26 protein-coding genes are annotated in these 23855 nt (G+C 40.3%); 17 read left to right on the plus strand and 9 right to left on the minus strand.

Features of this window, described 5'->3' with window-relative positions; genetic code table 11:
• Positions 1-340 precede the first annotated feature (340 nt).
• From PCIT_RS07390 to PCIT_RS07400, 3 genes are read left to right on the plus strand one after another with little or no spacing between them, the layout of a single operon-like run.
• Positions 341-766 (plus strand): hypothetical protein, encoded by a 426-nt coding sequence (locus tag PCIT_RS07390; RefSeq protein WP_010365810.1) that lies wholly within the window; start codon positions 341-343, stop codon positions 764-766.
• The gene (locus tag PCIT_RS07395) at positions 763-1446 is read left to right on the plus strand and encodes a hypothetical protein (protein WP_192992782.1); all 684 of its coding nucleotides are present in this window, start codon (positions 763-765) and stop codon (positions 1444-1446) included. Before PCIT_RS07390 ends, PCIT_RS07395 begins: the two co-directional genes overlap by 4 nt.
• Positions 1447-1496: 50 nt before the next feature.
• Entirely contained in the window at positions 1497-2036 is a 540-nt protein-coding gene (locus tag PCIT_RS07400) for a rhomboid family intramembrane serine protease (RefSeq protein ID WP_010365808.1), read from the plus strand.
• Positions 2037-2094: 58 nt separating this feature from the next.
• On the opposite strand, the gene PCIT_RS07405 is transcribed toward PCIT_RS07400, so the two are convergent.
• Positions 2095-3081: a zinc-dependent alcohol dehydrogenase family protein gene (locus tag PCIT_RS07405; RefSeq protein WP_010365807.1), complete on the minus strand. Its 987-nt coding sequence runs from the start codon at positions 3079-3081 to the stop codon at positions 2095-2097.
• Between the two features lie 127 nt (positions 3082-3208).
• Between PCIT_RS07405 and PCIT_RS07410 the strand changes: the two genes are divergently transcribed.
• On the plus strand, positions 3209-4102 hold the full coding sequence (locus PCIT_RS07410; RefSeq protein ID WP_010365806.1) for a LysR family transcriptional regulator: 894 nt from the start codon (positions 3209-3211) through the stop codon (positions 4100-4102).
• A gap of 29 nt (positions 4103-4131) precedes the next feature.
• On the opposite strand, the gene PCIT_RS07415 is transcribed toward PCIT_RS07410, so the two are convergent.
• Positions 4132-4311, minus strand: a complete 180-nt coding sequence (locus PCIT_RS07415) for an alternative ribosome-rescue factor A (RefSeq protein WP_010365803.1) — start codon at positions 4309-4311, stop codon at positions 4132-4134.
• Positions 4312-4523: 212 nt separating this feature from the next.
• Here PCIT_RS07415 and PCIT_RS07420 point away from each other — a divergent pair, with 212 nt between their 5' ends.
• The 3 genes from PCIT_RS07420 to PCIT_RS07430 are packed head-to-tail and all read left to right on the plus strand — an operon-like array spanning position 4524 to position 5988.
• Positions 4524-5027 (plus strand): DUF2867 domain-containing protein, encoded by a 504-nt coding sequence (locus tag PCIT_RS07420; protein ID WP_010365802.1) that lies wholly within the window; start codon positions 4524-4526, stop codon positions 5025-5027.
• Positions 5024-5587, plus strand: coding sequence for a TetR/AcrR family transcriptional regulator (locus PCIT_RS07425; protein ID WP_010365801.1), 564 nt, complete (start codon positions 5024-5026; stop codon positions 5585-5587). The genes PCIT_RS07420 and PCIT_RS07425 overlap by 4 nt, the downstream gene beginning before the upstream one ends.
• 2 nt (positions 5588-5589) lie before the next feature.
• Positions 5590-5988, plus strand: coding sequence for a DUF6463 family protein (locus tag PCIT_RS07430; protein WP_010365800.1), 399 nt, complete (start codon positions 5590-5592; stop codon positions 5986-5988).
• A gap of 94 nt (positions 5989-6082) precedes the next feature.
• Here PCIT_RS07430 and PCIT_RS07435 read toward each other — a convergent pair whose 3' ends face one another.
• Positions 6083-6280 carry a carbohydrate-binding protein gene (locus PCIT_RS07435; RefSeq protein WP_010365799.1) on the minus strand — a complete coding sequence of 66 codons (198 nt, stop codon included), beginning with the start codon at positions 6278-6280 and terminating at the stop codon, positions 6083-6085.
• Positions 6281-6407: 127 nt separating this feature from the next.
• Between PCIT_RS07435 and PCIT_RS07440 the strand changes: the two genes are divergently transcribed.
• From PCIT_RS07440 to PCIT_RS07460, 5 genes are all read left to right on the plus strand, one after another.
• Positions 6408-7115, plus strand: a complete 708-nt coding sequence (locus PCIT_RS07440; protein ID WP_010365798.1) for a response regulator transcription factor — start codon at positions 6408-6410, stop codon at positions 7113-7115.
• Positions 7112-8359 carry a sensor histidine kinase gene (locus tag PCIT_RS07445; RefSeq protein WP_010365797.1) on the plus strand — a complete coding sequence of 416 codons (1248 nt, stop codon included), beginning with the start codon at positions 7112-7114 and terminating at the stop codon, positions 8357-8359. Before PCIT_RS07440 ends, PCIT_RS07445 begins: the two co-directional genes overlap by 4 nt.
• Before the next feature lie 125 nt (positions 8360-8484).
• Complete coding sequence (locus tag PCIT_RS07450) at positions 8485-8694, plus strand: hypothetical protein (RefSeq protein WP_010365796.1); 210 nt, start codon at positions 8485-8487, stop codon at positions 8692-8694.
• 24 nt (positions 8695-8718) lie between these two features.
• Positions 8719-8919 (plus strand): hypothetical protein, encoded by a 201-nt coding sequence (locus PCIT_RS07455; RefSeq protein ID WP_010365795.1) that lies wholly within the window; start codon positions 8719-8721, stop codon positions 8917-8919.
• Positions 8920-8994: 75 nt separating this feature from the next.
• Positions 8995-10203, plus strand: coding sequence for an IS256 family transposase (locus PCIT_RS07460; RefSeq protein ID WP_192992781.1), 1209 nt, complete (start codon positions 8995-8997; stop codon positions 10201-10203).
• A 167-nt stretch (positions 10204-10370) separates the two neighbouring features.
• Here PCIT_RS07460 and PCIT_RS07465 read toward each other — a convergent pair whose 3' ends face one another.
• Positions 10371-10931 carry a hypothetical protein gene (locus PCIT_RS07465; RefSeq protein ID WP_010368010.1) on the minus strand — a complete coding sequence of 187 codons (561 nt, stop codon included), beginning with the start codon at positions 10929-10931 and terminating at the stop codon, positions 10371-10373.
• Positions 10932-11069: 138 nt separating this feature from the next.
• Positions 11070-12176, minus strand: a complete 1107-nt coding sequence (locus PCIT_RS07470; RefSeq protein WP_010368008.1) for an MBL fold metallo-hydrolase — start codon at positions 12174-12176, stop codon at positions 11070-11072.
• A gap of 376 nt (positions 12177-12552) precedes the next feature.
• Here PCIT_RS07470 and PCIT_RS07475 point away from each other — a divergent pair, with 376 nt between their 5' ends.
• On the plus strand, positions 12553-13293 hold the full coding sequence (locus PCIT_RS07475) for an alpha/beta hydrolase (RefSeq protein ID WP_010368006.1): 741 nt from the start codon (positions 12553-12555) through the stop codon (positions 13291-13293).
• Between the two features lie 63 nt (positions 13294-13356).
• Here PCIT_RS07475 and PCIT_RS07480 read toward each other — a convergent pair whose 3' ends face one another.
• Together PCIT_RS07480 and PCIT_RS07485 are read right to left on the minus strand one after the other, a co-directional pair.
• Positions 13357-13551: a hypothetical protein gene (locus PCIT_RS07480; protein ID WP_010368005.1), complete on the minus strand. Its 195-nt coding sequence runs from the start codon at positions 13549-13551 to the stop codon at positions 13357-13359.
• Between the two features lie 30 nt (positions 13552-13581).
• Positions 13582-14277 carry a pirin family protein gene (locus tag PCIT_RS07485; RefSeq protein ID WP_010368002.1) on the minus strand — a complete coding sequence of 232 codons (696 nt, stop codon included), beginning with the start codon at positions 14275-14277 and terminating at the stop codon, positions 13582-13584.
• Between the two features lie 125 nt (positions 14278-14402).
• Here PCIT_RS07485 and PCIT_RS07490 point away from each other — a divergent pair, with 125 nt between their 5' ends.
• On the plus strand, positions 14403-15305 hold the full coding sequence (locus tag PCIT_RS07490) for a LysR family transcriptional regulator (protein ID WP_010368000.1): 903 nt from the start codon (positions 14403-14405) through the stop codon (positions 15303-15305).
• A gap of 18 nt (positions 15306-15323) precedes the next feature.
• Here PCIT_RS07490 and PCIT_RS07495 read toward each other — a convergent pair whose 3' ends face one another.
• Positions 15324-16037, minus strand: coding sequence for a hypothetical protein (locus PCIT_RS07495; protein WP_010367997.1), 714 nt, complete (start codon positions 16035-16037; stop codon positions 15324-15326).
• Positions 16038-16627: 590 nt separating this feature from the next.
• Here PCIT_RS07495 and katG point away from each other — a divergent pair.
• Positions 16628-18898: a catalase/peroxidase HPI gene (katG, locus tag PCIT_RS07500; protein ID WP_010367995.1), complete on the plus strand. Its 2271-nt coding sequence runs from the start codon at positions 16628-16630 to the stop codon at positions 18896-18898.
• Between the two features lie 69 nt (positions 18899-18967).
• Here the strand turns inward: katG and PCIT_RS07505 are convergent, their stop codons facing one another.
• Positions 18968-21199 carry a TonB-dependent receptor gene (locus PCIT_RS07505; protein WP_010367994.1) on the minus strand — a complete coding sequence of 744 codons (2232 nt, stop codon included), beginning with the start codon at positions 21197-21199 and terminating at the stop codon, positions 18968-18970.
• Positions 21200-21819: 620 nt separating this feature from the next.
• On the opposite strand from PCIT_RS07505, the gene PCIT_RS07510 reads away from it, so the two are divergent.
• On the plus strand, positions 21820-22224 hold the full coding sequence (locus PCIT_RS07510; RefSeq protein ID WP_010367992.1) for an ExbD/TolR family protein: 405 nt from the start codon (positions 21820-21822) through the stop codon (positions 22222-22224).
• A 1112-nt stretch (positions 22225-23336) separates the two neighbouring features.
• On the plus strand, positions 23337-23675 hold the full coding sequence (locus PCIT_RS07515; protein WP_010367988.1) for a hypothetical protein: 339 nt from the start codon (positions 23337-23339) through the stop codon (positions 23673-23675).
• The last annotated feature ends 180 nt before the right edge of the window (positions 23676-23855 follow it).

Genomic DNA, 23855 nt, shown 5'->3' on the forward strand with positions numbered 1-23855 from the left:
TTACTCTCTAAACTATTATTTATTACAGCGCACACAAACCAGCAATCAACGCTCAAACATAATTTATAAAACGCATCACCACTGAAACGCCTAACATTTACATAAAAAGCACCGAAACAAGCACCCCCCCTCTCTTTTTCATAAGAATTAACACCTCCTCGGGCACCCCCTCAAAACTTATAAAAACTCTATAAAATCAAAACCTCAAGAGTGAAAAACTTTACCTAAAAAAATAAAGTAGTTATATTAGAAACATCTTGATTTTATAAGTTACATTGTAGATATGAAAATACCAAAAGAAATTATTATTAAGGTGAAGAAAGGGGTAGCAGGAGTTTTTATGGCATGTAGCGCACTCACATCTTTATTAATGATCATTGTATTCATCAATACCTATAAAACCAACAAGGATACAATTACCCTATCTTTTTTATTTATTATCATCATCTCAATGGTGTTTTTGACATACAAAATCTATCGGTTTTATATGAATGCAGTCTCATCAAAAGATGTCACATTATTTAAAAAAACGCAAAAGTCACCACCACCGCTGAGCGATAAAGAGAAAGAGCACTTAATACAAGAGAAAATACGCGAGCAAGCATTAAAAGCAGATCAGGAAAACAAAAAGCAACATGAAATAAAGCAGTCAGCCGCTGCGAACCTCGATGCATTAGAATCCGTAACAGATTTATCTAGGGAAGATTTAGAAAAAATGGAACACAATATTCGTCGTACATTTAACAAAAACACGCCTAAACCATGAACTTCATTAGAAAAATAAAGAGCGCCCTGCTCAGGTTGCTTGCCATCGTGTTATTTCTATCTAGCTCTGCTTTTGCTTTAACACTCATTATTATAAGCTGGGGTGACATTGCTTCTTCTGAACATAATGTGGAAACTCTTTTGGTGCAATCGCTATTTCTGTTTTTCTTTATATGGCTCGCTGTAAAGTCAACCCATATATACGAAAATGCAAAATATAGTAAGCGTGATCAGCGCCTCCAGCATATATTGAAGCAGGGAAAGAAAGCAGGCCTATCTTCGGCGCAAATTCATCATTTACTTTTACATAAGTTAAAAAAGAACAAACATAAGAAAGCTACTGCTAGCGCTTTAGGAGCCGCTCTTTATCATAAACATCGTGAATACGATGAATACGATGAATACGATGAATACGATGAATACGATAAATACGATGAATACGATGATCAGTACTCTAAAAGCACACTAAACGACTTGTTTCAAAATGAAACTGATGAAAACGAGTTATGTCTTATACTTGAAGATATCAAGCAACACACTGAACAAGAAGCACGCACAGCATATTATGAACCGTCACATAATAATAGATCATCGACCTCAAGTTCGTCTGCACGGTGTAACAATGCTGCCGATAGCGAAGACGACGATAACACCGAAAATGATCAAAATGATGATGAGTAGCATGAGAATGAAGCCATGTATCACTACTAACGTTGCAATAGGTAGCTGTTATGCCATTTAAGCAATCTCTGCGCATTGTGACGACAATACTGTTTATCATGGTCGCCATACAATGTATCAATACCTTCACTCACGGACTTGTCTCGCAATTTGGTATCTATCCACGGACTGTAGACGGCCTTATTGGGATCCCCCTCGCACCCTGGATCCACCATAATTGGGGACATCTTGCATCCAACGCGATTCCGTTATGTATATTGTCTTTTTTGACTTTGCAAAGTGGACTGAAAAAGTTTGCTTTAGTGTTTACTTTTATTACATTAGCCGCTGGTAGCTGTGTGTGGTTATTAGGAGCAAGCGCACATCATGCGGGTGCTAGTTTAATGGTTTTTGGTCTATGGGGTTACTTGCTTGGTTTGGCTGTTTTTCAGCGTAATATGAAAAATATAGCCATCGCAATATTAGTATTTTTTATCTATGGGGGACTGGCATTTTCTCTACTTAGTTACCAACCTAATATTAGCTGGAGCAGTCATTTTTTCGGTATGGCAGCAGGCTTACTCAGTGCTTATTTATTTAAAAATAAGTAATGTATTGCTCATACTACTAGCGAATAAGGCAGCATATGTACTGCCTTTTTACAGTAGTTTAAAGCTCTACAACGACTTTGCCCATACCTTGACCACTTGATAAACGCGCATGGGCGCTACCGACTTCCTCTAAACTAAACTGTTGAGTATCTAAAATAGGCAGGAGTCCGCCCAACTCAGCTATATTCGTCAATTGCTTCAAAATATGTGCATGAGCTTCACGCTGGTGATCGTGTAACATTGGGATCAGCATAAACACAACATGTAAAGATAAACCTTTAAAGTGCGCTTGCGATAAATCTAGCTCTACCATAGAAACCGTTGACGCAACCTGACCATTCAGCGCTGCTGCGGCGAATGAATTCGCCATATTTTGCCCACCAACAGAATCAAAAACCACGTCAAACCCACCCCCTTGAGTATGTAGCTGTACATAATCTGCTACGCTCTGGGTTTTATAATTAATGGCTGTAGCACCCAATTGTTCAATTAACGCTAATTGCGCATCTCCCCCACCGGTGGCAAATACCTGTGCACCAAAGTGCTTTGCCAATTGTAATGCAACATGCCCCACCCCACCAGAGCCGCCATGGACAAGTACGTTTTGACCTGCTTTAATATTTGCGCGCATTAACCCTTCATACGCCGTAATACCAACCAAAGGTAATGCAGCTGCTTCACGCATTGATAAGTTTTTCGGCTTTAGGGCAATCAACTTCGCATCAGCAAGCATATATTCAGCAAGCGTGCCTTGTAAATCAGCAAGTCCACCAGCACAACCATAGACTTCATCACCTACGTGATAATCTAAAACGCCTTCACCAACCTCAGTGATGGTACCAGCAAAGTCCATCCCCAGTATCGCAGGTAAAGCCGGAGCCAAAGGGAGCTCATTACCCATTTGACGGATCATAGTATCCACAGTGTTTACGCTTGTGGCTGCGACTTTAATAACAACATGCCCCGCTTTAACTTGCGGATTTTCTACCTGCGTTAATACAAACTCATCTTCACTACCGAACCGATTTATCACCATGGCTTTCATGCTTAATTCCTCTGCGTTATCTCGTTATTTATTTATACTTCATTTAATAATTAGCAGTATATAAACTAGAAATTACATTGATAATAGCGCAGTATATAGAATCACTTTTTAGATTTCATTGATAATCATGCAGATAGAGCACCTTACGCTATTCATTAGAATTGCTGTCACACACAACATAAGTATGGCGGGTAATGAGCTGGGTTTATCACCTGCGGTCGCTAGTGCTCATATTAATAAGCTAGAAAGCGCACTCGGTGTTCGGTTAATACACCGCACCACACGCAAAGTGAGTCTCACTGAAGAAGGTAAAGCATTTTTACCTCATGCAGAAGATGTTATAGCCAGTGTAGAGGCGGCAAGGGCCTCGGTAGGCGCTGGAAGTTTTTCACCAAGAGGCACTTTACGTGTGGCTGCCCCCGCTTCTTTTGGCCGTATGCATTTAGTACCGATCATGGCTGACTTTTTAACACAGTACCCAGATCTAAAAGTAGATTTAAAGCTATCTGATACCATTGTTGATTTAGTGGAAGGCGGGTTCGATATTGCCATTCGTAACTCTGAACTGAAAGACTCAACACTGATCGCCCGAAAGCTCGCACCAGATCACCGTATACTATGCGCATCCCCCGCTTATATCACACAAAATGGGCAGCCTAGCTCTCCGCAAGATCTAAAAAATCACAAATGTATTTCACTGATAGGTCTAGAGAATTGGGGGTTTCATACCGACGAGGGCCAAACATTAATTAAAACAACGGGCAACTTTAGAACAGACAACGGCGAAGCAATAAGAGATGCTTGTATTAATGGTCTGGGTATTACCATCAATTCAAAATGGAGCGTCTATAAACATTTAAAATCTGGTAATTTGGTTCAAGTATTACCTGACTACCCCCTAGTATCTGACACCGCTATTTGGGCACTTTATCCAAGTTCTAGATTACTTGCGCCTAAAGTCAGGGCGTTTATCGACTACCTAGCTCAACATTTCGTAAACGCCTCTCAATGGGAGGACTAAAAACTAAAAGCCTTATTTTAAAGCTCGCACTATGCTGCCATAAGATAAGGCTCTTGGCCTGTGTGTTTAGCTTTACGTTTAAAACTTCCTTTCCCTTTCTTCGCTTTCTCTACTTTAGTTTTAAACAGCGGGCTAGTTACTAAAGCTTTAAGTGCATTATCTTTAATTTCACCGCGCTGATGCGCATAACCTATTTGTTTTTTAGACATTTAGTCTCTCCTCTTAAAATGACACAATAATGGTACGCCGTTTTCTACAGCAACACAATTAAGCACACCTAATTAGGTTCTCATTTAATTTATATATCAAGTACATTATTTATAAAAAAAACCCTCTTTACTTTTGAGTAAAAAAAGAACAGATTAAACATACCATCTGGTATGGTTTGTTTTATCACTCACCTTAAATATAAGAGGAATCTATGTGGCAAGTAACAGCTAAACCTATACCGAAGAATGATTTTTTAGCATCTCAACGCACCAAACATAGTTTTCGAGATGCGCTAAGTGCGCCTCTAAGTAAACCCACTTTAAGTGCTGCAAAAGCTCAGCTAAGTATTTTCTCTCACATGCCAAAGTGGGTAAATACATTAATGTCGATACGAAATAAGATTGTTAAATACTTTGGCTTTAAGGTCGGTACCACTACCTCTTTAGAAATGAAAAAAACAGACCTAAAACTTGGTGATGCTGCGGGGTTCATGACGGTAATTTCAGTGAAAGATCACGAAGTGATAAGCTTTGCAGAAGATAAACATATGCAATTTTACATGAGTGTAACTACAGATGATCAGCAGACTACTGTCTCGACATTAGTGAACCTTAAGACTCCCATAGGTCGATTATATATGGCGCTGATCACCCCTTTTCATTGGGTGATCGCGCGAGTTGTTATACATAACGCAGTCAAAGAGCAACGCTTATGAACTCAAAGCAGCCCCAGTATAATAAAACTCAATGGCTTGATAATGCGTTAAAGCACCTTATTCAATTCGGGCCGCAACAGCTTAAAATTGCTAACTTGTGCAATGCATTTAATGTCACAAAAGGGTCTTTTTATCATCACTTTAAAAACCGTGACGACTTTGTACATGCCTTGATGCAATACTGGTATGAGCAAACAACACTCAACTTTATTGCACAAGCAGATACACAAAGTAGTCCTCTCGAAAAGCTAAATAGACTCGATCAGGTGATAGCCACTAATAATATTGAAGCTGAAGTTCACATCAGAGCGTGGTCTTTAACCGAACCGTTCATTGCTGAGCACCTCAAAAAAATTGACACACACCGTCAAACCTACTTACAAACCTGTTATCAAGAGTTGGGACTCCCTGCTGAGTTAGCCCACAAACTTGCCATCATGTCATATGCCCAATTCTTAGGGTTATTACATTTGAAGCCACAGCCTAGTATTCATCAATGCTTAGAATTATCTACGTTATTAGCGAAATCATTTTTACAAGATATACATAAGGACATCTAGCAATGCAATTAACAAAATATTCAGGTTATATACTCTGTGCAACGGCCATACTTCATACAACTGTCGGATTAATTTTTGGGTGGTCAACACTCGCTGACATGCATCAAAGTGGATGGTTTAGCTCGACAATTATTCACGGAGAAATGAACTTTCAAAGAGAAGCCATTACTTGGTTTTTGGTCACTGGTTTTTTTTGGATGACACTCGGTTTAACACTGCAAACAGCTATAAATCAGGGTTTTTCACTCCCGAGCCAGTTAGGCTGGAGCTTTACACTAATCGGCATTGGGCTGGCATATATCATGCCTGAATCTGGCGCTTACTTGTTTATTGTACAAGGGGGATTGATACTATTTGAAAACGCGAAGCGTGGTAATAGCATATCCAGTAAAGTGACTTAAAGATATAAACCCATCCTTGCTGTAAAGTTATGCTCGCTGCATTGGTTAAGCGCCCATAACTTTACAATTGCTCCTCACATGACGAGTAAAATCATTATGGGTGCTCTGAACACATTCCTAATAACTGCCATGCTTCATTAGTATTGCTTGGTTCAGTATTTAACCACCAACGCGCCTGATGAATCATGCCCTGATGTGTGACTTTTTCACCCGCTAAGTAAACCTGCTTTGGTTGCCATAAAGGCGCATTCAGATGCTCAGCAAAATAAATCGCACGTTCATGAGCGAACATCGATGGACCCATTACGTGTAAAAAATGTAGCTGGTGAAGCACTGAAAACGCTCGCATTTCACGATTTTTTCACATAGCCTGTGTGAACCTAAATAAAGAACCTAGCAATGACTAACGTGGAGTTTTTATGGTGCGTGCAAATTTAAAAGTGTTAGTAGTTGAAGATCATAATGATATAAGTAGTAACATCGCCGATTACTTTCAAACACAAGGTGCTAGTTTAGATTTTGCCATGAATGGCGAACAAGGACTTAATATGGCGCTCAATGAGTATTTTGATTGTGTTATTTTAGACTTAATGTTGCCAAAAATAGATGGCCTGCAAGTATGTGCCAAATTACGAGAGCAAGCGTCTCGTCATATACCAGTAATTATGCTCACAGCCCGAGATACACTAGACGATAAGTTGATTGGGTTTCAGCAAGGTGCTGATGATTATTTAACAAAGCCATTTGCGCTGGAAGAACTTTGGGTTCGCTGCAATGCACTAGCACAAAGACACTTAATCAACTGTGATCATACCCTGCATATTGGCCCGTTAACTTTAAACAAGCAAACTCAGCAGGTACAGCGGGCAAACAACGATATAACTTTACAGCCTATTCCATTACAAATACTGACAATATTAATGGAAGCCCACCCCAGAGCAGTTAGTCGCTCTGAGCTATGTGATAAAATATGGGGTGAAGACATAACCGATTCAGATGCACTTAGGTCACACGTCTATCAGTTGCGAAAAGCCATCGATAAACCATTTGATGAGCCGTTAATCAAAACACTCCATGGTATTGGCTTTGCGCTAGCATGTAATGCCACAACTGGTGCTGCTTCATGAGAACTAATCAATTACGTAATCGTATTGTTACCCACTTTATTGGGCTGACACTACTGATGAGTGTACTTTACGGTATTCTTAGCTTTATATTTGCCTATAACGTAGAAGATCGGTTTTTTTATCTATTACTTAAAGATGAACAAGCCACTGTTCAAACACAAATCGCGAAAAATTTAACCCCAGATCCTAAACTCGACTTTATAAAATACTACCCAACCACTGACGTATTACCCAATACCGTTAAGTTAGCTTTAAAAAAAGCACCTAATCAGCGTGAGTTTTCAACCGAGGATGGCTTGTATTACCATTTATATTATATGGAACCCGGATACCTAGTTGCAGAAGTGAGCGACCATCTAGTTGTTAGGCAATTTAAAGAAGAAATGATCTACTTATTACTCATATTACTTTCAATATTAGTCGTTATTGCTATTGCTATTGGAACAACCTCTCACCGTTTAGCTAAGCAACTTTTAAAACCGCTAGATAAAATTATGGCTATTTTAGATAATGCGCCTGTCGAGAAGCTGCCTCAAGGGTTTGCGAAACAATTTAAAAATGACGAAATAGGTACGTTCGCTCTGACTCTCGAGTCCGCATTAGCACGTATCAAAGCATTTATAGACAGAGAACAACATTTTACTCGCGATGTATCACATGAACTAAGAACGCCAATAACGATAAGCCAAGGAGCATTGACACTATTACAGCAAACCAGCCTAGATCCTCAGCAGAAAGAACTCGTGCAGCGTATAAATAACGCACAACTGCAAATAGAGCAAAGCCTAGAGGTATTACTTGCATTAGCCCGCGAAGAGCCAAAAGCATATGAGCCTTGTAAGCTCTTGCCTTTGGTTGAGAAAAGTATTTTACAGCAATACCAATATCTAGCAGATCCTAACATTAACATTGAAGTGAGTATTGACCAAACACAACGCGTTACTGTCGATCATACCCAGCTACTTATTCTCTTAAACAACTTAATAGGTAATGCATTTAAATATACCAGTAGCGGGACAGTCGCTATTTCATATAATAATGACGTATTAAGCATTAGCGATACCGGTAAAGGGATCTGTACTTCACTCAAAAATAACGCGCTCGATGCTGGTGTAAAAGGAAAACATAGTTCAGGACTCGGTCAGGGCTTAAATATTGTAAAACGTTTATGTGAGCAGTTAAAAATAGAGTTTTCTATAACAAGTAGTAGTAATGGAACCCATGTTCAACTGAAATTTTCATAGTTCAATGACACAGTATAAATAGACAGTAAGTGCGCCTATACCATTTCAACTATATAAAAATAAAAAGCTTTATATAAATAAAAAAATATGAAACAGTAGTAGTTCAACTTTTTAAAGGAATAAAGATGATAAAATTAAATAAAAAAAGCATAAAAAAACTGAGTGGAAATAGTGTGAATTTATCACAGGGTCAGACGCCAAAAGTAGCCGGTGGTGGTAACTTCACTCGTGGTGCATGTTATAGCGTAGGGTGTGATACAGCAGTATTTGCAGGGTGTGCAACCGGTAGAAACTGCTATTCAGCCCCAGGAGAGAACTGCAATACAGTATTTTGATCAATAAGTAAAAGGACGACAAAAATGAAAATAAAGCTACAAAAGAAAAATATTAAAAAGTTAAGTAGCAATGTAACCTCGCTAAAAAACAATCAAACGCCGCAAATTGCTGGTGGACAAGGCCCAACCCAAGGGACATGTTTCAGTGCAGGCTGCGATACAGCGGTTTACCTTGGCTGTAAAACAGGCAAAGCCTGCTATTCAGGCATCAGAGAAATTTGTTGATGCCGCAGATAGAGCCTGTAATTTAAATTGTGTATCTGCTTATAATTAAGCCAGTAATGGCTGAGGATAAGCAATATGGATAAGAAAGCTCTAGAAGCCTTCGCTCGCGAAGCAGCTAAGTCGATTAAGACTCCTTCTGATCTTGATGACTTTAGGAAAATGTTAACCAAGGTGACGGTTGAGACAGCCTTAAATGCTGAACTTAATGAGCACCTCGGTTACGAAAAAAACTCACCAACTAACGATAGTAACAGTCGAAATGGCTACTCATCTAAACGCCTAATTACAGACGATGGTGAGATCCAGTTAGAAGTCCCTCGTGACCGTGACGCGTCCTTTGAACCCAAGCTTGTTCGTAAACATCAAACCCGATTTCAATCGATGGACGACAAGATCTTAAGCCTATATGCCAAAGGAATGACCACCCGTGAAATCGTCGCAACATTCAAAAAAATGTACGATGCGGATATCTCCGCCAGTCTAATATCTAAAGTTACAGATGCTGTTTTAGAACAAGTGGTTGAGTGGCAATCTCGCCCGCTTGATACGGTCTATCCCATCGTTTATCTCGATTGCATCGTCGTGAAAGTACGCCAGAATAAACAGGTTATCAACAAAGCCATTTATCTCGCACTTGGCGTAAATATGGAAGGTCAGAAAGAACTTCTTGGGATGTGGATGTCCGAAACCGAAGGAGCGAAGTTCTGGCTTAGCGTGCTCACCGAACTTCAAAATCGAGGCGTGAATGATATCCTCATCGCGTGTGTAGATGGCCTGAAGGGCTTTCCTGATGCCATCAACGCTGTTTATCCAAAAACTCAAATTCAGCTCTGTATCGTACACATGGTGCGAAACTCAATGAAATACGTCCCATGGAAAGACTACAAGGCAATTACCGCTGACTTAAAAGAAATCTATCAAGCAACAACGGAAGATGAAGCCCTGTTGGCGTTAGAGCACTTTGGTGATAAATGGGATGAAAAGTACCCTCAAATCAGCCGCTCCTGGACGGCTCATTGGGATAATCTCAATACTCTATTTAGCTACCCTCAAGATATTCGTAAAGCTATCTACACGACAAATGCTATTGAATCTCTGAACAGTGTGATCAGAAAAGCGACCAAGAAACGTAAACTGTTCCCGACAGATGAATCCGCTAGCAAGGTGGTGTACTTAGCGATAATGGATGCTTCCAAGAGGTGGACAATGCCTATTCATAACTGGAAGCAAGCTCTAAACCGTTTTATGATTATGTTTGAAGACCGACTAACTGAATACTTGTAACTAAGAGCAGTTACACAGAATTATTTACAGGGTCCGCAGATATAATCACAGCTCTCTGGGGAGGGTTAAAAAGCAGTTCCCTCCCAACTTTTATACATGTATTACAACAAATCCCTCTAGATGCTTACAGTCTTATCTGTTAGTTCAAATACCTATTTATTTTAAGGTCACAGCAGCGCCAACTCGGTGATATTCAAATTCGCAGAGCCACCGTCTTTATCAGTCAAATCTGGTACAAAATACAACGCGTTAATATTTTCTTTAATCACGCCTTTATCACTTGACCACATTGGTGTCCAACCGGGACGCGAAAAGCTTTCAAGAGAAACCGTTTTACTTATAACAATCCCAGTTTGGGGCAGTTTTATTTGATAATGTGCGTAGCTTTTATCACCCTGCCCACCATAGTCTTTTTGCGACAACTTAATAATAAGTGGTTTATCACTTTTATAGGTTAACGATATAGCTTTTACATCAGCCAATGACCCGTTCGGTAGGTCATAAATTAACTCAACCCATGAGTTATTTTTCTTATCAACGCGGGGGACACGAAAAAACTCGATACCAACTTGGCCATTTTCAACTAGTGGCCCACTTAATATCACTTTGCTTCCATGCGGATCTGTGGCATAACGCCAATCTTCTGCAATCAAATGTTCTGTATGAGCCACATTGACACAGCCGCTTAATGTAATGCCTGCTAACCAAGCTAGTCCTCGAAAAACCATAACATTTCCATACTTTTGAGTTTAAAAATATCTTATATAAGATGGCGTAAAAGAGATAGCAAAAAAGGCCACTGTATTTTCATACACTGGCCTCCAAAACCTTAGTATGTAATACTACTTTGACCTTTAGACTAGCCTTTATTTAGACGCACTTAATAGCTCAGCGTAATTTACGCCTTGTCCAACAAGTAGAGTTTTGACAATAAAGTTAGGCTTCATATCTTGAACAGCTCTTTCTAGACGGCGTAAAGGTTCATTAACATGTTCAAAACCTAATGCCCAAGTACCGTAGCCCCATGGAATAAACACTTTACAACCCAAGTCTTGTGCAGCTTGTACTGCATCTTCTGGTGACATATGCATTTTTCTTGCTCCGCGAGGGTACGCTATAATAGGCATTAAACATACATCTATATCGCCTACTTTTTGCTGTATATCTTTAAAAATAGGGCTATAACCCGTATCTCCGGCGAAATAAATTTTATGCTTACCATCATCCATTAACCAACTCCCCCACAAGCTTTCATCTGTATCGAATGCACCATGACTAGATGTATGATTGGCAGGTAAAAAGTGAAGGCCAGTATTATTATGTTGAGTTTGTGTATACCACCCCATTTCAACAATAGGGCCTTGCTGATAATTCACATCATCAGCGGTATCCAGTGGCAAGTACAAAGTGGTGCCATCATTAAAACCATTCAAAGAATCATTGTTTAAGTGGTCGTAATGGTTGTGAGACACCATGACCCCTGTTACAAACTGCAATTGGTCAGCTTTTATCGGTGCTTCACCCAAACGATTTAAGTCATCAATGACTTTACTTCCGAGCCAACCATAGCCATCAAACTCCCCAAAAACAGGATCTGTCACCAATGCATCACCATTTGTTTTCTGTATTAAAAAACTTGCATGTCCAAGCCATGTGATATGCCCGACATTCCCTTTGCTTATTTCAAAAGTAGGCGAGAGTAACTTCTCATATTCAAAGCCAAACGTCTTATCAATACCTGAGTGCGCAAAGCTGATCATGCCCTGCTCAACCACTTTCTTTTCAGTAGGTAGTACAAAATCTACCTCATCATAAGCATGGTGAGGGCCACTCCCTTGATGCGTACTAGGGTACATATTTTGATATTTCTTTCCTGTTACTGAAAACAATTCATTCTCAATACGGGTGATACTTTGCGAACAAGCACTCAAACACAAAGTACTAATAAGTGTAAGTAAAAGTCTATTTTTCATGGTTACAATACCTTTCCTAAAACATGCACTCATCGTACATTTGCGGTTCATTAAAATCTTAATCACTTTTTATTATTGTTCGAAAATAGAAAACAAAAAGAAAAACAATAAAAATAAGATTATATATCAATAGCTTAATTTAAAAACCAAACATTGCTATTTCAAAATTACGATAGGTATTGACGCATAACAACCTACCCTAGCGACACTAAATGTATTGCAACCAAGCATTAGCGCTACAGAGGTGTGATTGAGAATAATTAAACTGGCCTAACATTTTCATCTCAACGCATTTTTTGTCTAATTTAACGAAAATCACTGAAAAAGAGTAAAGTTATAGTTAATTTGAAAGAACATTCAAATTATAAGGAATATAATGAAAGATTATAAAAAGCTTGGTGTATTCACCTTTTCCCTCTATTTTTCTACCGCGCTCTATGCGCAAGAACTCACATTAACCACACAAGATAAATTCACTCTCAAAGCGGGTTTTTTTGAGTCTACAATAACAAGCCATAATGCCGTATTAATGCTTCATCAGTGCAACCATAACAGGAACATGTATAAAAGTATTGGTAATATGTTATCTCGCCAAGGTATACATGCGCTTAGCCTCGATTTTAGAGGCTTTGGAGAAAGTAAAAATCAACAATATAATATTGAGAAAATAAGAGACCTACCTGAAAACAGCCGACGTGCTGCTTGGCTAAATCTATCTAAACATTGGCCAAGTGATGTCGCGATAGGATACAATTTTTTGAAACATAAAACAGGTAAAAACGGTCAAATCGCAGTCATTGGAGCAAGCTGTGGTGGGGCTCAAGCTATAACACTCGCACAAAGCGCGCCTACTTCAGCCATGGTATTTTTTTCATCGGCTCAAAATGACGATAATATTCGCCGTTACCAAACAAGTTTAGCAAACACCCCCACCCTCATTATTGCCGCTGAACAAGATGGAAATACTTACATTAGTGCCAAAAAGCTGTTTGATAGTGCCACACACAGCAACAGTAAATTCATCAGTTACAAAGGCGCTGAACACGGGTACCCTCTATTTAAAAAAGACCCTAACTTAGAAAAACTTATAGTTAGCTGGCTAGACCAACAATTATAATTTGATTCATTAAAGCTTATATCATGACAACCCTAGAAGCCTCAGTTCACTTACACTGAGGGTTCACTCCAAAAAATATGCAGCTACAGGGTTAACAACATAAGATATGATAGGAACAATCAATCCTACAATAATACACACTTGCAGTAGTTCATTACTCGGTAAATAAGGGTCTATCCAGCCGGGAATAAAATACACCAATGGCACGAGTGCGACATAGTTAATGAAAGCAAGAAGGTGTGGATTAATCGATGCCATGGTTTTGTCCTTAAAGTATTTAATTAAATACTATACCTGTCTCGTTACCACTGTCACAACCACAACTTCAATGTCATTTTTTGCTTCAATACGAATACCATTACTACGCACTAAGCTTCCTTCATCAGCCTCACAATTATCATCACCACTTGAGACTAAAGCATTGCCTTTACTCACATAAATCAACACATCGCTGTTTTCATTGAATACCTCCCCTGTACTCAAACGTACAATATCAATCGTGGTCGAACTGTAAAACGTGTCAGTTTGCTTCTTACTACCACCATAGATCCGGGTAACCCCTTGACGTAACGTGTAATGCTTAAAAGCTGCTGGCTCTCCTAGCTCATCCGGTAAAACCCATAGCTGTAGTAATCTATTTTTGGCCTTATCAGGGTTTACTTCGTTGTGCTCAAACCCTTCTCCACCCGCTCGTTGTACCTGCGTTTCACCCGCAACAAGGCTTTGTCCATGCTCTAATGACCCTTCATGACTAATGCGTCCATCCATCATAATGGTAATAACATCAATTTCTTTGTGCGAGTGCATATGTGTTTCACCCATCGGATTAAATCGAGCATCCGCAAGGTAAACAAAATTACCAATACCTTCGAATGTGTCTGGACTTTTTCTACCAGCAAACACACGACTATCAGTCACCAAACGATGCTCTGTTAAACCCGCAAAGCCACCCAATGGTAATGAGCTTTTTGTTAATATTTGCATATTATCCCCTTCATATTGATTTATCATCTCGTTGATGTGCTCATAGTACGCCCCACAATTAGATTGATATATACACCATTGTTAGTATGATATTCTCATATTCAACAACAATATTTAATTACTGTATGCAGCATGATTTAAATGACATGATGGTTTTCTTAGCGGTGGTAGAAGCGAGAAGTTTCACTTTAGCAGCTGATCGATTGGGGATCCCCAGAGCGAACGTCAGCCGAAAATTATCACGTTTAGAAACGCAATTAGGCATCACGTTATTAGAGCGCTCAACGCGATCTCAGCACTTAACCGAGGCGGGTAAACGCTACCTAGTGCACTGCAAACGCATTCAAGAAGAGATTGATTTAGCCAACAATTCAGTCGTTGAATTACTCAATAATTACAAAGGTCAGCTTAAAGTAGGTGCATCCGTTGCAATGGGTCAGCAGGTGCTGCGTCCTGCATTGGGTCAATTCATGCACAAATACCCTGAGATCAACGTGCAACTAAATTTGGTTAATCGTCGAGTTGATTTTATTGAAGAAGGGTTCGATGTCGTAATACGTATAGGCCAGTTAGATGATTCAACGCTTATCGCCAAAAAGCTTGGCAGTATTTCCCGTAAGCTGTTTGCCAGTCCAAGTTATCTCGCGCAATACGGCACTCCAAGCGCTGTAGAGCAACTTGCAGAGCATCAGTTACTCATTATGAACCCCGCAAATAACGATACTCGATTACATTTAAGCTTAAGTAATGGTCAGTCTTTTACGCTTCTCAATAAGCCTCGCTTGCTGGTTGATGATTTTGCTTTGCTCAAACAGTCTATGCTAGATGGATTAGGTATTGCCGTACTACCTGAATATATGTGCACTACAGAAGTAAAAGCAGGATCCTTGACTCAGGTCCTGCCTGAATGGGGAATGCCGGAAGTTGATGTTTACGCACTCTACCCTCGAAACCGGGCAAAGTTGCCGAAAGTAAGTGCATTTTTAACATTTATTACTGACCTATATCAACAAGTCCTAAATCGTTAAACCTCATAGAGTTAATAACTAGAACCGATAGCTTATATACCCACCAATACCTTGTTTGTTAGCACTGTCCGCCGTAAAACCATTTTTTACTGGGTCAAAACTAGAGTAGTTAACAAACACGCCTGTATCTAAGTTTTTAGAAATTGCATAATTCATTGACACCGACGCTTCATGTGCCGTTGATTGCGTCATATCATTTAAGCTTCTGAGTGTGTAGTCAGCACTTATCACCACATCCTCAAATACTTGATGCTGTACGCCTAAATTGAACCGATATTCATCCGCATTTTTATCCGTATGCTGTACATTCCAAAACACATATTGCGCACCAAATACTAGCGCAGTATCTTGCGAGTAAACATATTTACCCATAATATCAGCACCATAACCTAGTACATCAACATTGCCTCGCCCTAACTTTTCGTACATGCCTTTTAAACCTGCACCAACAGTCAGTTCAAGGCCTAAATCACTATTTCCTCTCTCTAAAAACCGATAGCGGGTATGTCCTAAACCTAACGTCCAGTCATCGCTCAAGCCATATCGCGCATCCAACCCTATATCAATGCCGTCTTCATCACCATTTTTACCGTATCCCAAAGCGCCTATAAACTGTAATTCACTGTCTTGCACAGTTAAAGAACGAGTCACTAAATTACGGTCACTTAATTCATTCGCCTGGCTCGCACCAACACAGAATAATGCTACTAAAAAAGAAATCTTATTTAACATGTTATGTCCTATTACTTGCTCCAATGACAACGATAATACCGACACAACCTGTAATATTCGTGTACTTAGCTGTAGGAAAATGTGCGCGAATTGTGAAAAAGTGAAAGCTGGGCATTTGTATTAATACATGGGTAAATTTCTCACTTACTACCCAAATGCAGCGACTCACGCATTCCAATTCCTACTCTTTATAAAAACAGAAAGCTCTTTCGGGCGAATACACTACAGGAGTCAACTCGACTTAAAAACAGAACTCTAGCCACTTTCATACACCACTCTGCCCCAAGTTTTCGCATAAATACACATAGCCATTTATTTGTTATTTTTATGTGATAAAAATGTGATTAATTACATTTACAATTTATCGTCATTCATAAAAGACACTGACAATAATCCATGTAATACCGCTAAAACAGGAATGGACAATTAAGTACATTGAGTTTTTCGATTGCGCTAATCGTTTTAATTCAAAATACATTAAACAACATATTCATTACTCTAAATTAGTACTAAGTAATGAGAAAGCCATGCCATCTATTTGATGGCATGGCTTACAGAACGACACTATCGTTTAAACAGGAACTGGGACAATGAAAAAACAGCAAGTATTCTCCAAATCTGCAGTCACAATATTAATAGGGCTCGTATTCGCATCGAATATTGCCACCGCTCAATCAGATCAAATAAGCAAACCTAAAGGAGCAATTGGATCAGGTATTACCAAAGATGGGCATGCTAAATCAAATCAGTTCTGGTGGCCGGATCAACTCGACCTATCGGCATTACGTGATCATGATCTTCGATCAAACCCATTAGGCAATGACTTTGATTATGCCGCAGCATTTAAGAGTCTTGATTTAGCAAAAGTAAAAAGTGACATAGAAACGGTGCTCACTACCTCACAAGATTGGTGGCCTGCGGACTTTGGAAACTACGGGCCGTTCTTTATTCGTATGACATGGCATAGTGCAGGTACCTATCGTACACTTGATGGTCGAGGCGGTGCTGGTGGCGGGCAACAGCGCTTTGACCCACTCAATAGCTGGCCAGATAATGGCAACCTCGATAAAGCAAGAAGGCTACTTTGGCCGATAAAGCAAAAATACGGTGAGTCACTATCCTGGTCTGATTTAATGGTGCTTGCCGGTAACGTATCACTTGAAAGTATGGGTTTTGAAACCTATGGTTTTGCCGGTGGGCGTGCTGACGATTGGGAGCCTGACTTAGTATACTGGGGCCCTGAAGTTGAAATGCTCGCCAGTGACCGACATGAAAAAGATGGTAAATTGCAGCGCCCGTTAGGGGCAACTCACATGGGTCTTATTTATGTAAACCCTGAAGGGCCTAGAGGTAAGCCAGACCCTTTAGGTTCAGCTAAAAATATTCGCCACGCCTTTGCCCGTATGGCGATGAATGATGAAGAAACGTTAGCCCTTATAGCTGGTGGGCATACATTTGGAAAGATGCATGGTGCACACAAACCATCGAAATGCGTCGGTAAAGCGCCAGCAGCTGCAGGTCAAGAGCAGCAAGGCCTTGGCTGGAAAAACACCTGTGGTAAAGGCCACTCTGAAGACACTGTCACCAGTGGATTAGAAGGTGCGTGGACCCAACAGCCTACACGCTGGACTTCACTATACTTAAGTAATTTATTGCAATTTGAATGGCAGCAAACGCGCAGCCCAGCTGGTGCTATCCAATGGGTTCCTACTGACAAGTCACTTCATAAAATTGTTCCTGATGCACATGTTAAAGGAAAGTTTAACCCGCCAGTAATGACCACTGCAGATTTAGCCTTAAAATATGACCCGGCATATCGAAAAATAGCCGAACGCTTCTTAGCGGATCCAAAAGAATATCAATTGGCGTTTGCTAAAGCATGGTATAAATTAACGCATAGAGATATGGGCCCGACTCGTAACTTTTTAGGTAAAGAAGTGCCTAAAGAAACCCATATTTGGCAAGACCCAATCTCAGATAGCACAAAGTCACAACTTAAAAGTAAAGACATAAAAAGACTGAAAAAGAGCATCTCGAACTCAGGTTTAACCGTATCTGAAATGGTTCGTGTTGCGTGGGCCGCAGCTGCGAGCTATCGAGACTCAGATATGCGTGGTGGGGTCAATGGCGCACGTATCGCGCTAGCACCACAAAAAGAATGGACAGCCAATAACCCAGCAGAAGTAACTAAGGTATTAAATACCCTCAAAGAAATACAAACCACAGCAAACAATGGTTTTTTAAAACGCCGCCATGTGTCGTTAGCTGATTTAATCGTACTTGCAGGAGCAACCGCGATTGAACAAGCAGCAAACGATGCGGGAATGAAGGTAACAGTCCCCTTCACCGCAGGCCGGGGTGATGCCAGTCAGGCGCAAACCGATGTTAACTCGTTTAATTTGTTAACACCTCACGCTGATGGATTCCGTAACTATTTTAACACCGAGAAAAGTTATAAGTCCCCCACTGAAATGCTCATTGATAAGGCAGATCAACTTGATTTAACCGTACCAGAAATGACCGTGTTAGTCGGTGGCTTACGCGTGCTAAATGCCAATTATAAAGGCTCAGAACATGGTGTACTCACTAACAACCCTGGCATGCTTACCAATGACTTTTTTGTCAACTTATTAGATATGGCGACGCGATGGGAGAAATCTGATCAACCAGGTGTCTTTAAAGGTATGAGCCGTAGTAGCGGCCAAAAACAGTGGAGTGCAACATCAGTCGACCTCATTTTTGGCTCCAATTCAGAACTACGTGCTATTTCAGAAGTGTATGCGTTTGATAACTCGAAAGAGCGCTTTGTTGATGACTTCGTAAAAGCTTGGATTAAGGTGATGAATTTAGATCGTAAATAAAACCCTAAACCATTAAATAAGTCGCTATCAACATAGATAGCGACTTACTTTCGGTTTTACGCTAGCTAGTTAAAAAGTAGCACTGTAGCGTACACCAAATTCACTCGCATCATTGCTCTTGATAAGCAAGATATAGTCGCCAGTATTCAAACGAGCATCATCATAACGCTCATCAAATACATTACGACCATACAAAGATACAGTCCAATCAGCATTGATTGGTGCATACGAGATATCAAAATTTACTGTAGTACGTGAGTCGATTTCCGTCATACGGCGCGGGTCTGAGCTTGGCTCACCGTACATGCTATCTCGGTAAGATACATCTACACGCGTGGTAAGTAATGCATTGTTACTTAACTCAAACTCATAAGATGGGCTAATTGCCGCTGTTAACTCAGGCGTAAGTGGTGCGACCGGTTTTACACCGTTTTGCTCTTCAACATCGACATCCATATAGCCTAAGCTTGAATGTACAGTAAAATTATCAGTTACCATGTAGGTACTTTCAAACTCAATACCACGAGATGTCTGCTCAACAATCAGGTTGTTAGTATCAAAGCCTGCATCAGTTACAACATTTACTTGATAAGGTAAGTCATCATACTCTGTATTAAATAAAGCCACGCTCATACTAAAATCATTGGTTAGCTGGCCTTTAAAACCAGTTTCATAGTTTATCGCGCTGATATTTTCACTGGCCATAAATGCATTATTAGCACGTACAATTGCCGCTGCTTCAGGGTTATCAAATCCACCCGCGCCAAAAAACTGGCCGATCAAAAAATAAGGACGGGCTGGATACTGCCCAGATTGATAACCAGTCTGCACAGTCGCATACCAGTTTAAGCCATTCTCAAAAGTGTAGTTACTGGCCACTTCCCACGAAACATCATCCCACTCTCTTTGTGAATGAATTGTCCCGACAGGATCGAATACATTGGTTGACGCAGATTTTTCATCTTCGGTGTAACGTACACCGCCTGATAACCGTAAATCATCCGTTGCATCGTAACCAACGTTCACAAAAACCGCTTTACTGGTTGTTTCTTGATCTAGCTCTAATTTCGTTGGTCCGCCGTTAAAACTTGATTCGTCAGCGCTTTGACGATTGCTACCTTCTTCGTTAAACCAGTATAAACCAGTAACAAAATCAACATTCCCCAAGTAGCCAGTAAGCTGCAGCTCTACTGATGTTTGATCTGCGCTACCACGCTCTGGGTAATGATCTAACGCAACCTTGGTACCATCATCATCAAGACCAGCCATATACTCAGAAGAGCGCTTGCTAAAAATGAACTTAGTGCCTAAGTCTTCGTTAATATCGTAATCAGCGGTCAATGATAGACCATTTGCTTTATTAGATACTTTTGAGGTTGCAAGCGTGCCCGTAGCATTATCATATGGGTCAGCCGCAACATCGGTATTACGTAATCCATTTTGATATAAGCGTCCATTCGGCATTTCGTCAATTAATGTTGTGTATGGACGCGTGCCACCTTCACCGTCATTCGCATCTGCGGTGAACACAATACGTAAATCGTCGCTAGCATTATATTTTAGTGAAAAGCGACCGTGAAACTCTTGGTTTTCACCCACGTCATATTCCGCATTTGGTAGGTTAATAAATTCACCTAACCCGCCACGACGATTAAAGCCAAGATTAAAATTAAATGCAAGGTCGTCGCTCACGGCTTGGTTCGTAAAAATACTGCCCTTTAGGCGACCACGAGTACCTACCTCTGCACTCATTTTCGTAACGGCTTCTTGCCCCGGCTGCTTGGTGATAATATTTATGGCGCCACCAATTGAGTTACGACCATATAAAGTACCTTGTGGGCCTCGTAAAACTTCAATGCGCTCAATGTTTGCTAAATTCCAGTTTTGGCCAACTTGGCGGCCTAGGTATACACCATCAACGTAAACGCTCACACCAGGGTCAGTCGTGATCAAATGATCCTGAAGACCGATACCACGAATAAAGGGGTTTGCCGATGAGTTATGACCTGCCGAAAAACCGGTAATATTAAGATTAGGAACAAATTTACCCACATCAGTAATATCAGAGATACCTTGAGCAGCTAAATCATCACCTGAGAAAGCACTCATTGCGATAGGCACCTCATAAATAACTTGCGAACGTTTAGTCGCCGTTACCGTAATAGCTTCAATCTTTGACTCTTTTTTTGCTGCAACGTCTTCAGCCATAACTGGCGCTGCAACAAAACTAGCCAAAGCAAATGCTGTCGCTGCCGCTACAGGGCTTAAGTTTTGAGCTACTTTTAATTTATCGTGTGTCATATCTGTTCCTCATTAGAAACTGTTAATCTTAATCTCGTGTGTCTCGGTTTCTCGCTAAGGCGCGCCAACCAGAGTGAAAGCGACATTACGCAAATATTATTTAAAAAACACACACGCACACAAAAACGCAATCTACGAAAAGAGAACGTGGTACGTAAAAATATGAATTAATTAAAAAATAGAAATGCAGCAATAATCTGCTATTCGGTTGGGCCGATATGTTACCACCTCATGACAATTTAAAGCAATAAGCATATTTATAAAAATATCTCTTAAATCCAAATAACGGCAAGTTCATTTCAAATAAACACAATAAAAACAAAAACTAGTCAGTAAATACAATAAAAGCAGCTAACAACCCCAGAATCGAACAAATTCAAAAATAATAATAATAGCCCCCTCAATAAATACAAGACGCTCATTATTTCGCATTTTAAAACAATAAAACCTTCCTGCAGCTACCTTAAATCAAACTAGAAGTCCCACATCTTTAGCACTCAGATTGATATTAAAAGTTCTTTTCAGTAATTTGTAAGTAAATATTAATGTTCACAGTTGGTTTCCAAAAAAAGAAACAACCTTAGTTTAGGCTAACATTGAAACGTAAAAGGAGTCGTTGTATGAATAACTCAAAAAAAATACTTACCCAACAAAGTGCCAACGTAGATATGAACCCAATGTTGGATGTTGTGTTCATTTTACTTATTTTCTTTATTGTTACCGCCAGCTTTAATCGCGAGACGGCATTAGAGTTGAATCGTGCGGACAACAATATCAGTACAATACAACCAAAAATAAGCCCATCATTTACCATTAATAAGCAAAACCAAGTATATTTAAATAATCGTCAGATCACGCTTGAAAATATAAATGTGAATATTGCACGATTAGCAGCCGTAGGAGAGATCAACACAATTACCCTACGAGCACACCCGTTAAGTGAGCACAGCACGCTTGTCGCAGTGCTTAATACCATAAAAGAACAAACAGATGTACCAGTGTCACTTGGCGAAACACTGAACTGATCAAAGCTATCCTCTGTAACGGGTGAGCAACCCAGATCCGTTACAGTACCCCCAAATAAAACAACCTAAATAGGTAACTTGATATCATTGAGCAAGCTTGGAGTTGAACACGTCGATATTCTATCAATATCGAAAATGATAAAAAGATAGTCGATGAAGCGTCATGCACCTGGGAAATTCCCCCCAGAAAAAGTACATTTAAGTGATTGAGTAAAACTGAATTAATTTTTATACCCATTGGTATTGATATATAAAGTCGTTTCATACTGCATTTGATGACTCAGGATCCTGACCTACGTCAGGAAGACAACGGTGTAAGTTCAATCCCGCTTCGGTATGACTTTTTGTCTCATTATTCGTCTCCCTGAACTAGTTTCAGGGTCCATGGTTTTTACCACCTTTCAGCAGTGAAAAAAGTGTACCAATCACAACAGCAAGCATGAGTTTTATGGAACCTGACCTTCGTCAGGAAGACAACTGTGTGGGCGAAATCAAAACACCGCCTCTAGATACAAAACTCCTTCTCCCTGAACTGGTTTCAGGGTCCATAGTTTCTCACTGCCTTTTAGGAATACAGAAATATGTAAAAATAACGATGGTAAGCGTGAGTGCAATGGATCCTGACCTTCGTCAGGACGGCAGCGGTGTAAGCGAAATCAAAACATCGCCTCTAAATACAAAACTCCATCTCCCTGAACTGGTTTCAGGGTCCATAGTTTCTCACAGCCTTTTAGGAATACAGAAGTATGTGAAAATAACGACGGTAAGCGTGAGTGAGTGCAATGGATCCTGACCTTAGTCAGGAAGACAACGGTGTGGGCGAAATCAAAACATCGCCTCTAAATACAAAACTCCGTCTCCCTGAACTCGTTTCAGAGTCTATGGTTTTCAGCACCTAAGCAGTGAAAAAAGTGTACCAATCACAACAGCAAGCATGAGCGTTATGGATCCTGACCTTCGTCAGGAAGACAACGGTGTGGGCGAAATCAAAACACCGCCTCTAGATACAAAACTCCTTCTCCCTGAACTGGTTTCAGGGTCCATAGTTTCTCACAGCCTTTTAGGAATACAGAAGTATGTGAAAATAACGACGGTAAGCGTGAGTGAGTGCAATGGATCCTGACCTTAGTCAGGAAGACAACGGTCTAGGCGAAATCAAAACATCGCCTCTAAATACAAAACTCCGTCTCCCTGAACTGGTTTCAGGGTCCATAGTTTCTCACCGCCTTTTAGGAATACAGAAATATGTAAAAATAACGATGGTAAGCGTGAGAGCAATGGATCCTGACCTTCGTCAGGAAGACAGCGGTGTAGGCGAAATCAAAACATCGCCTCTAAATACAAAACTTCGTCTCCCTGAACTGGTTTCAGGGTCCAAGGTTTTCCTACATTTAAGGAATAAAAAAAGGCGTAAAAATAACAACGGCAAGCATGAGTGTTCTGGATCCTGACCTTCGTCAGGAAGACAACTGTGTGGGCGAAATCAAAACACCGCCTCTAAGTTAAAACTCCGTCTCCCTGAACTGGTTTCAGGGTCCATAGGGTTTTCACTGTACTTTAATCCTAAACTCCTTTTCCTAAACCCCAAATGCAAAAAACCCGTCGCATCTCTGCAACGGGTTTCTCTAATT

Source organism: Pseudoalteromonas citrea (assembly GCF_000238375.3).
Classification (GTDB): Bacteria; Pseudomonadota; Gammaproteobacteria; order Enterobacterales; family Alteromonadaceae; genus Pseudoalteromonas; species Pseudoalteromonas citrea.

Coding starts and splice junctions, on each gene's coding strand:
- PCIT_RS07425 (WP_010365801.1), top strand. CDS start 5,024: ATGAACTCAAAGCAGCCCCAGTATAATAAAACTCAATGGCTTGATAAT.
- PCIT_RS07405 (WP_010365807.1), bottom strand. CDS start 3,081: ATGAAAGCCATGGTGATAAATCGGTTCGGTAGTGAAGATGAGTTTGTA.
- PCIT_RS07445 (WP_010365797.1), top strand. CDS start 7,112: ATGAGAACTAATCAATTACGTAATCGTATTGTTACCCACTTTATTGGG.
- PCIT_RS07435 (WP_010365799.1), bottom strand. CDS start 6,280: ATGTTCGCTCATGAACGTGCGATTTATTTTGCTGAGCATCTGAATGCG.
- PCIT_RS07430 (WP_010365800.1), top strand. CDS start 5,590: ATGCAATTAACAAAATATTCAGGTTATATACTCTGTGCAACGGCCATA.
- PCIT_RS07440 (WP_010365798.1), top strand. CDS start 6,408: ATGGTGCGTGCAAATTTAAAAGTGTTAGTAGTTGAAGATCATAATGAT.
- PCIT_RS07485 (WP_010368002.1), bottom strand. CDS start 14,277: ATGCAAATATTAACAAAAAGCTCATTACCATTGGGTGGCTTTGCGGGT.
- PCIT_RS07415 (WP_010365803.1), bottom strand. CDS start 4,311: ATGTCTAAAAAACAAATAGGTTATGCGCATCAGCGCGGTGAAATTAAA.
- PCIT_RS07465 (WP_010368010.1), bottom strand. CDS start 10,931: ATGGTTTTTCGAGGACTAGCTTGGTTAGCAGGCATTACATTAAGCGGC.
- PCIT_RS07475 (WP_010368006.1), top strand. CDS start 12,553: ATGAAAGATTATAAAAAGCTTGGTGTATTCACCTTTTCCCTCTATTTT.
- PCIT_RS07420 (WP_010365802.1), top strand. CDS start 4,524: ATGTGGCAAGTAACAGCTAAACCTATACCGAAGAATGATTTTTTAGCA.
- PCIT_RS07470 (WP_010368008.1), bottom strand. CDS start 12,176: ATGAAAAATAGACTTTTACTTACACTTATTAGTACTTTGTGTTTGAGT.
- PCIT_RS07495 (WP_010367997.1), bottom strand. CDS start 16,037: ATGTTAAATAAGATTTCTTTTTTAGTAGCATTATTCTGTGTTGGTGCG.
- PCIT_RS07450 (WP_010365796.1), top strand. CDS start 8,485: ATGATAAAATTAAATAAAAAAAGCATAAAAAAACTGAGTGGAAATAGT.
- PCIT_RS07460 (WP_192992781.1), top strand. CDS start 8,995: ATGGATAAGAAAGCTCTAGAAGCCTTCGCTCGCGAAGCAGCTAAGTCG.
- PCIT_RS07510 (WP_010367992.1), top strand. CDS start 21,820: ATGAATAACTCAAAAAAAATACTTACCCAACAAAGTGCCAACGTAGAT.
- PCIT_RS07490 (WP_010368000.1), top strand. CDS start 14,403: ATGCAGCATGATTTAAATGACATGATGGTTTTCTTAGCGGTGGTAGAA.
- PCIT_RS07480 (WP_010368005.1), bottom strand. CDS start 13,551: ATGGCATCGATTAATCCACACCTTCTTGCTTTCATTAACTATGTCGCA.
- PCIT_RS07515 (WP_010367988.1), top strand. CDS start 23,337: ATGGATCCTGACCTTAGTCAGGAAGACAACGGTCTAGGCGAAATCAAA.
- katG (WP_010367995.1), top strand. CDS start 16,628: ATGAAAAAACAGCAAGTATTCTCCAAATCTGCAGTCACAATATTAATA.
- PCIT_RS07395 (WP_192992782.1), top strand. CDS start 763: ATGAACTTCATTAGAAAAATAAAGAGCGCCCTGCTCAGGTTGCTTGCC.
- PCIT_RS07400 (WP_010365808.1), top strand. CDS start 1,497: ATGCCATTTAAGCAATCTCTGCGCATTGTGACGACAATACTGTTTATC.
- PCIT_RS07390 (WP_010365810.1), top strand. CDS start 341: ATGGCATGTAGCGCACTCACATCTTTATTAATGATCATTGTATTCATC.
- PCIT_RS07455 (WP_010365795.1), top strand. CDS start 8,719: ATGAAAATAAAGCTACAAAAGAAAAATATTAAAAAGTTAAGTAGCAAT.
- PCIT_RS07505 (WP_010367994.1), bottom strand. CDS start 21,199: ATGACACACGATAAATTAAAAGTAGCTCAAAACTTAAGCCCTGTAGCG.
- PCIT_RS07410 (WP_010365806.1), top strand. CDS start 3,209: ATGCAGATAGAGCACCTTACGCTATTCATTAGAATTGCTGTCACACAC.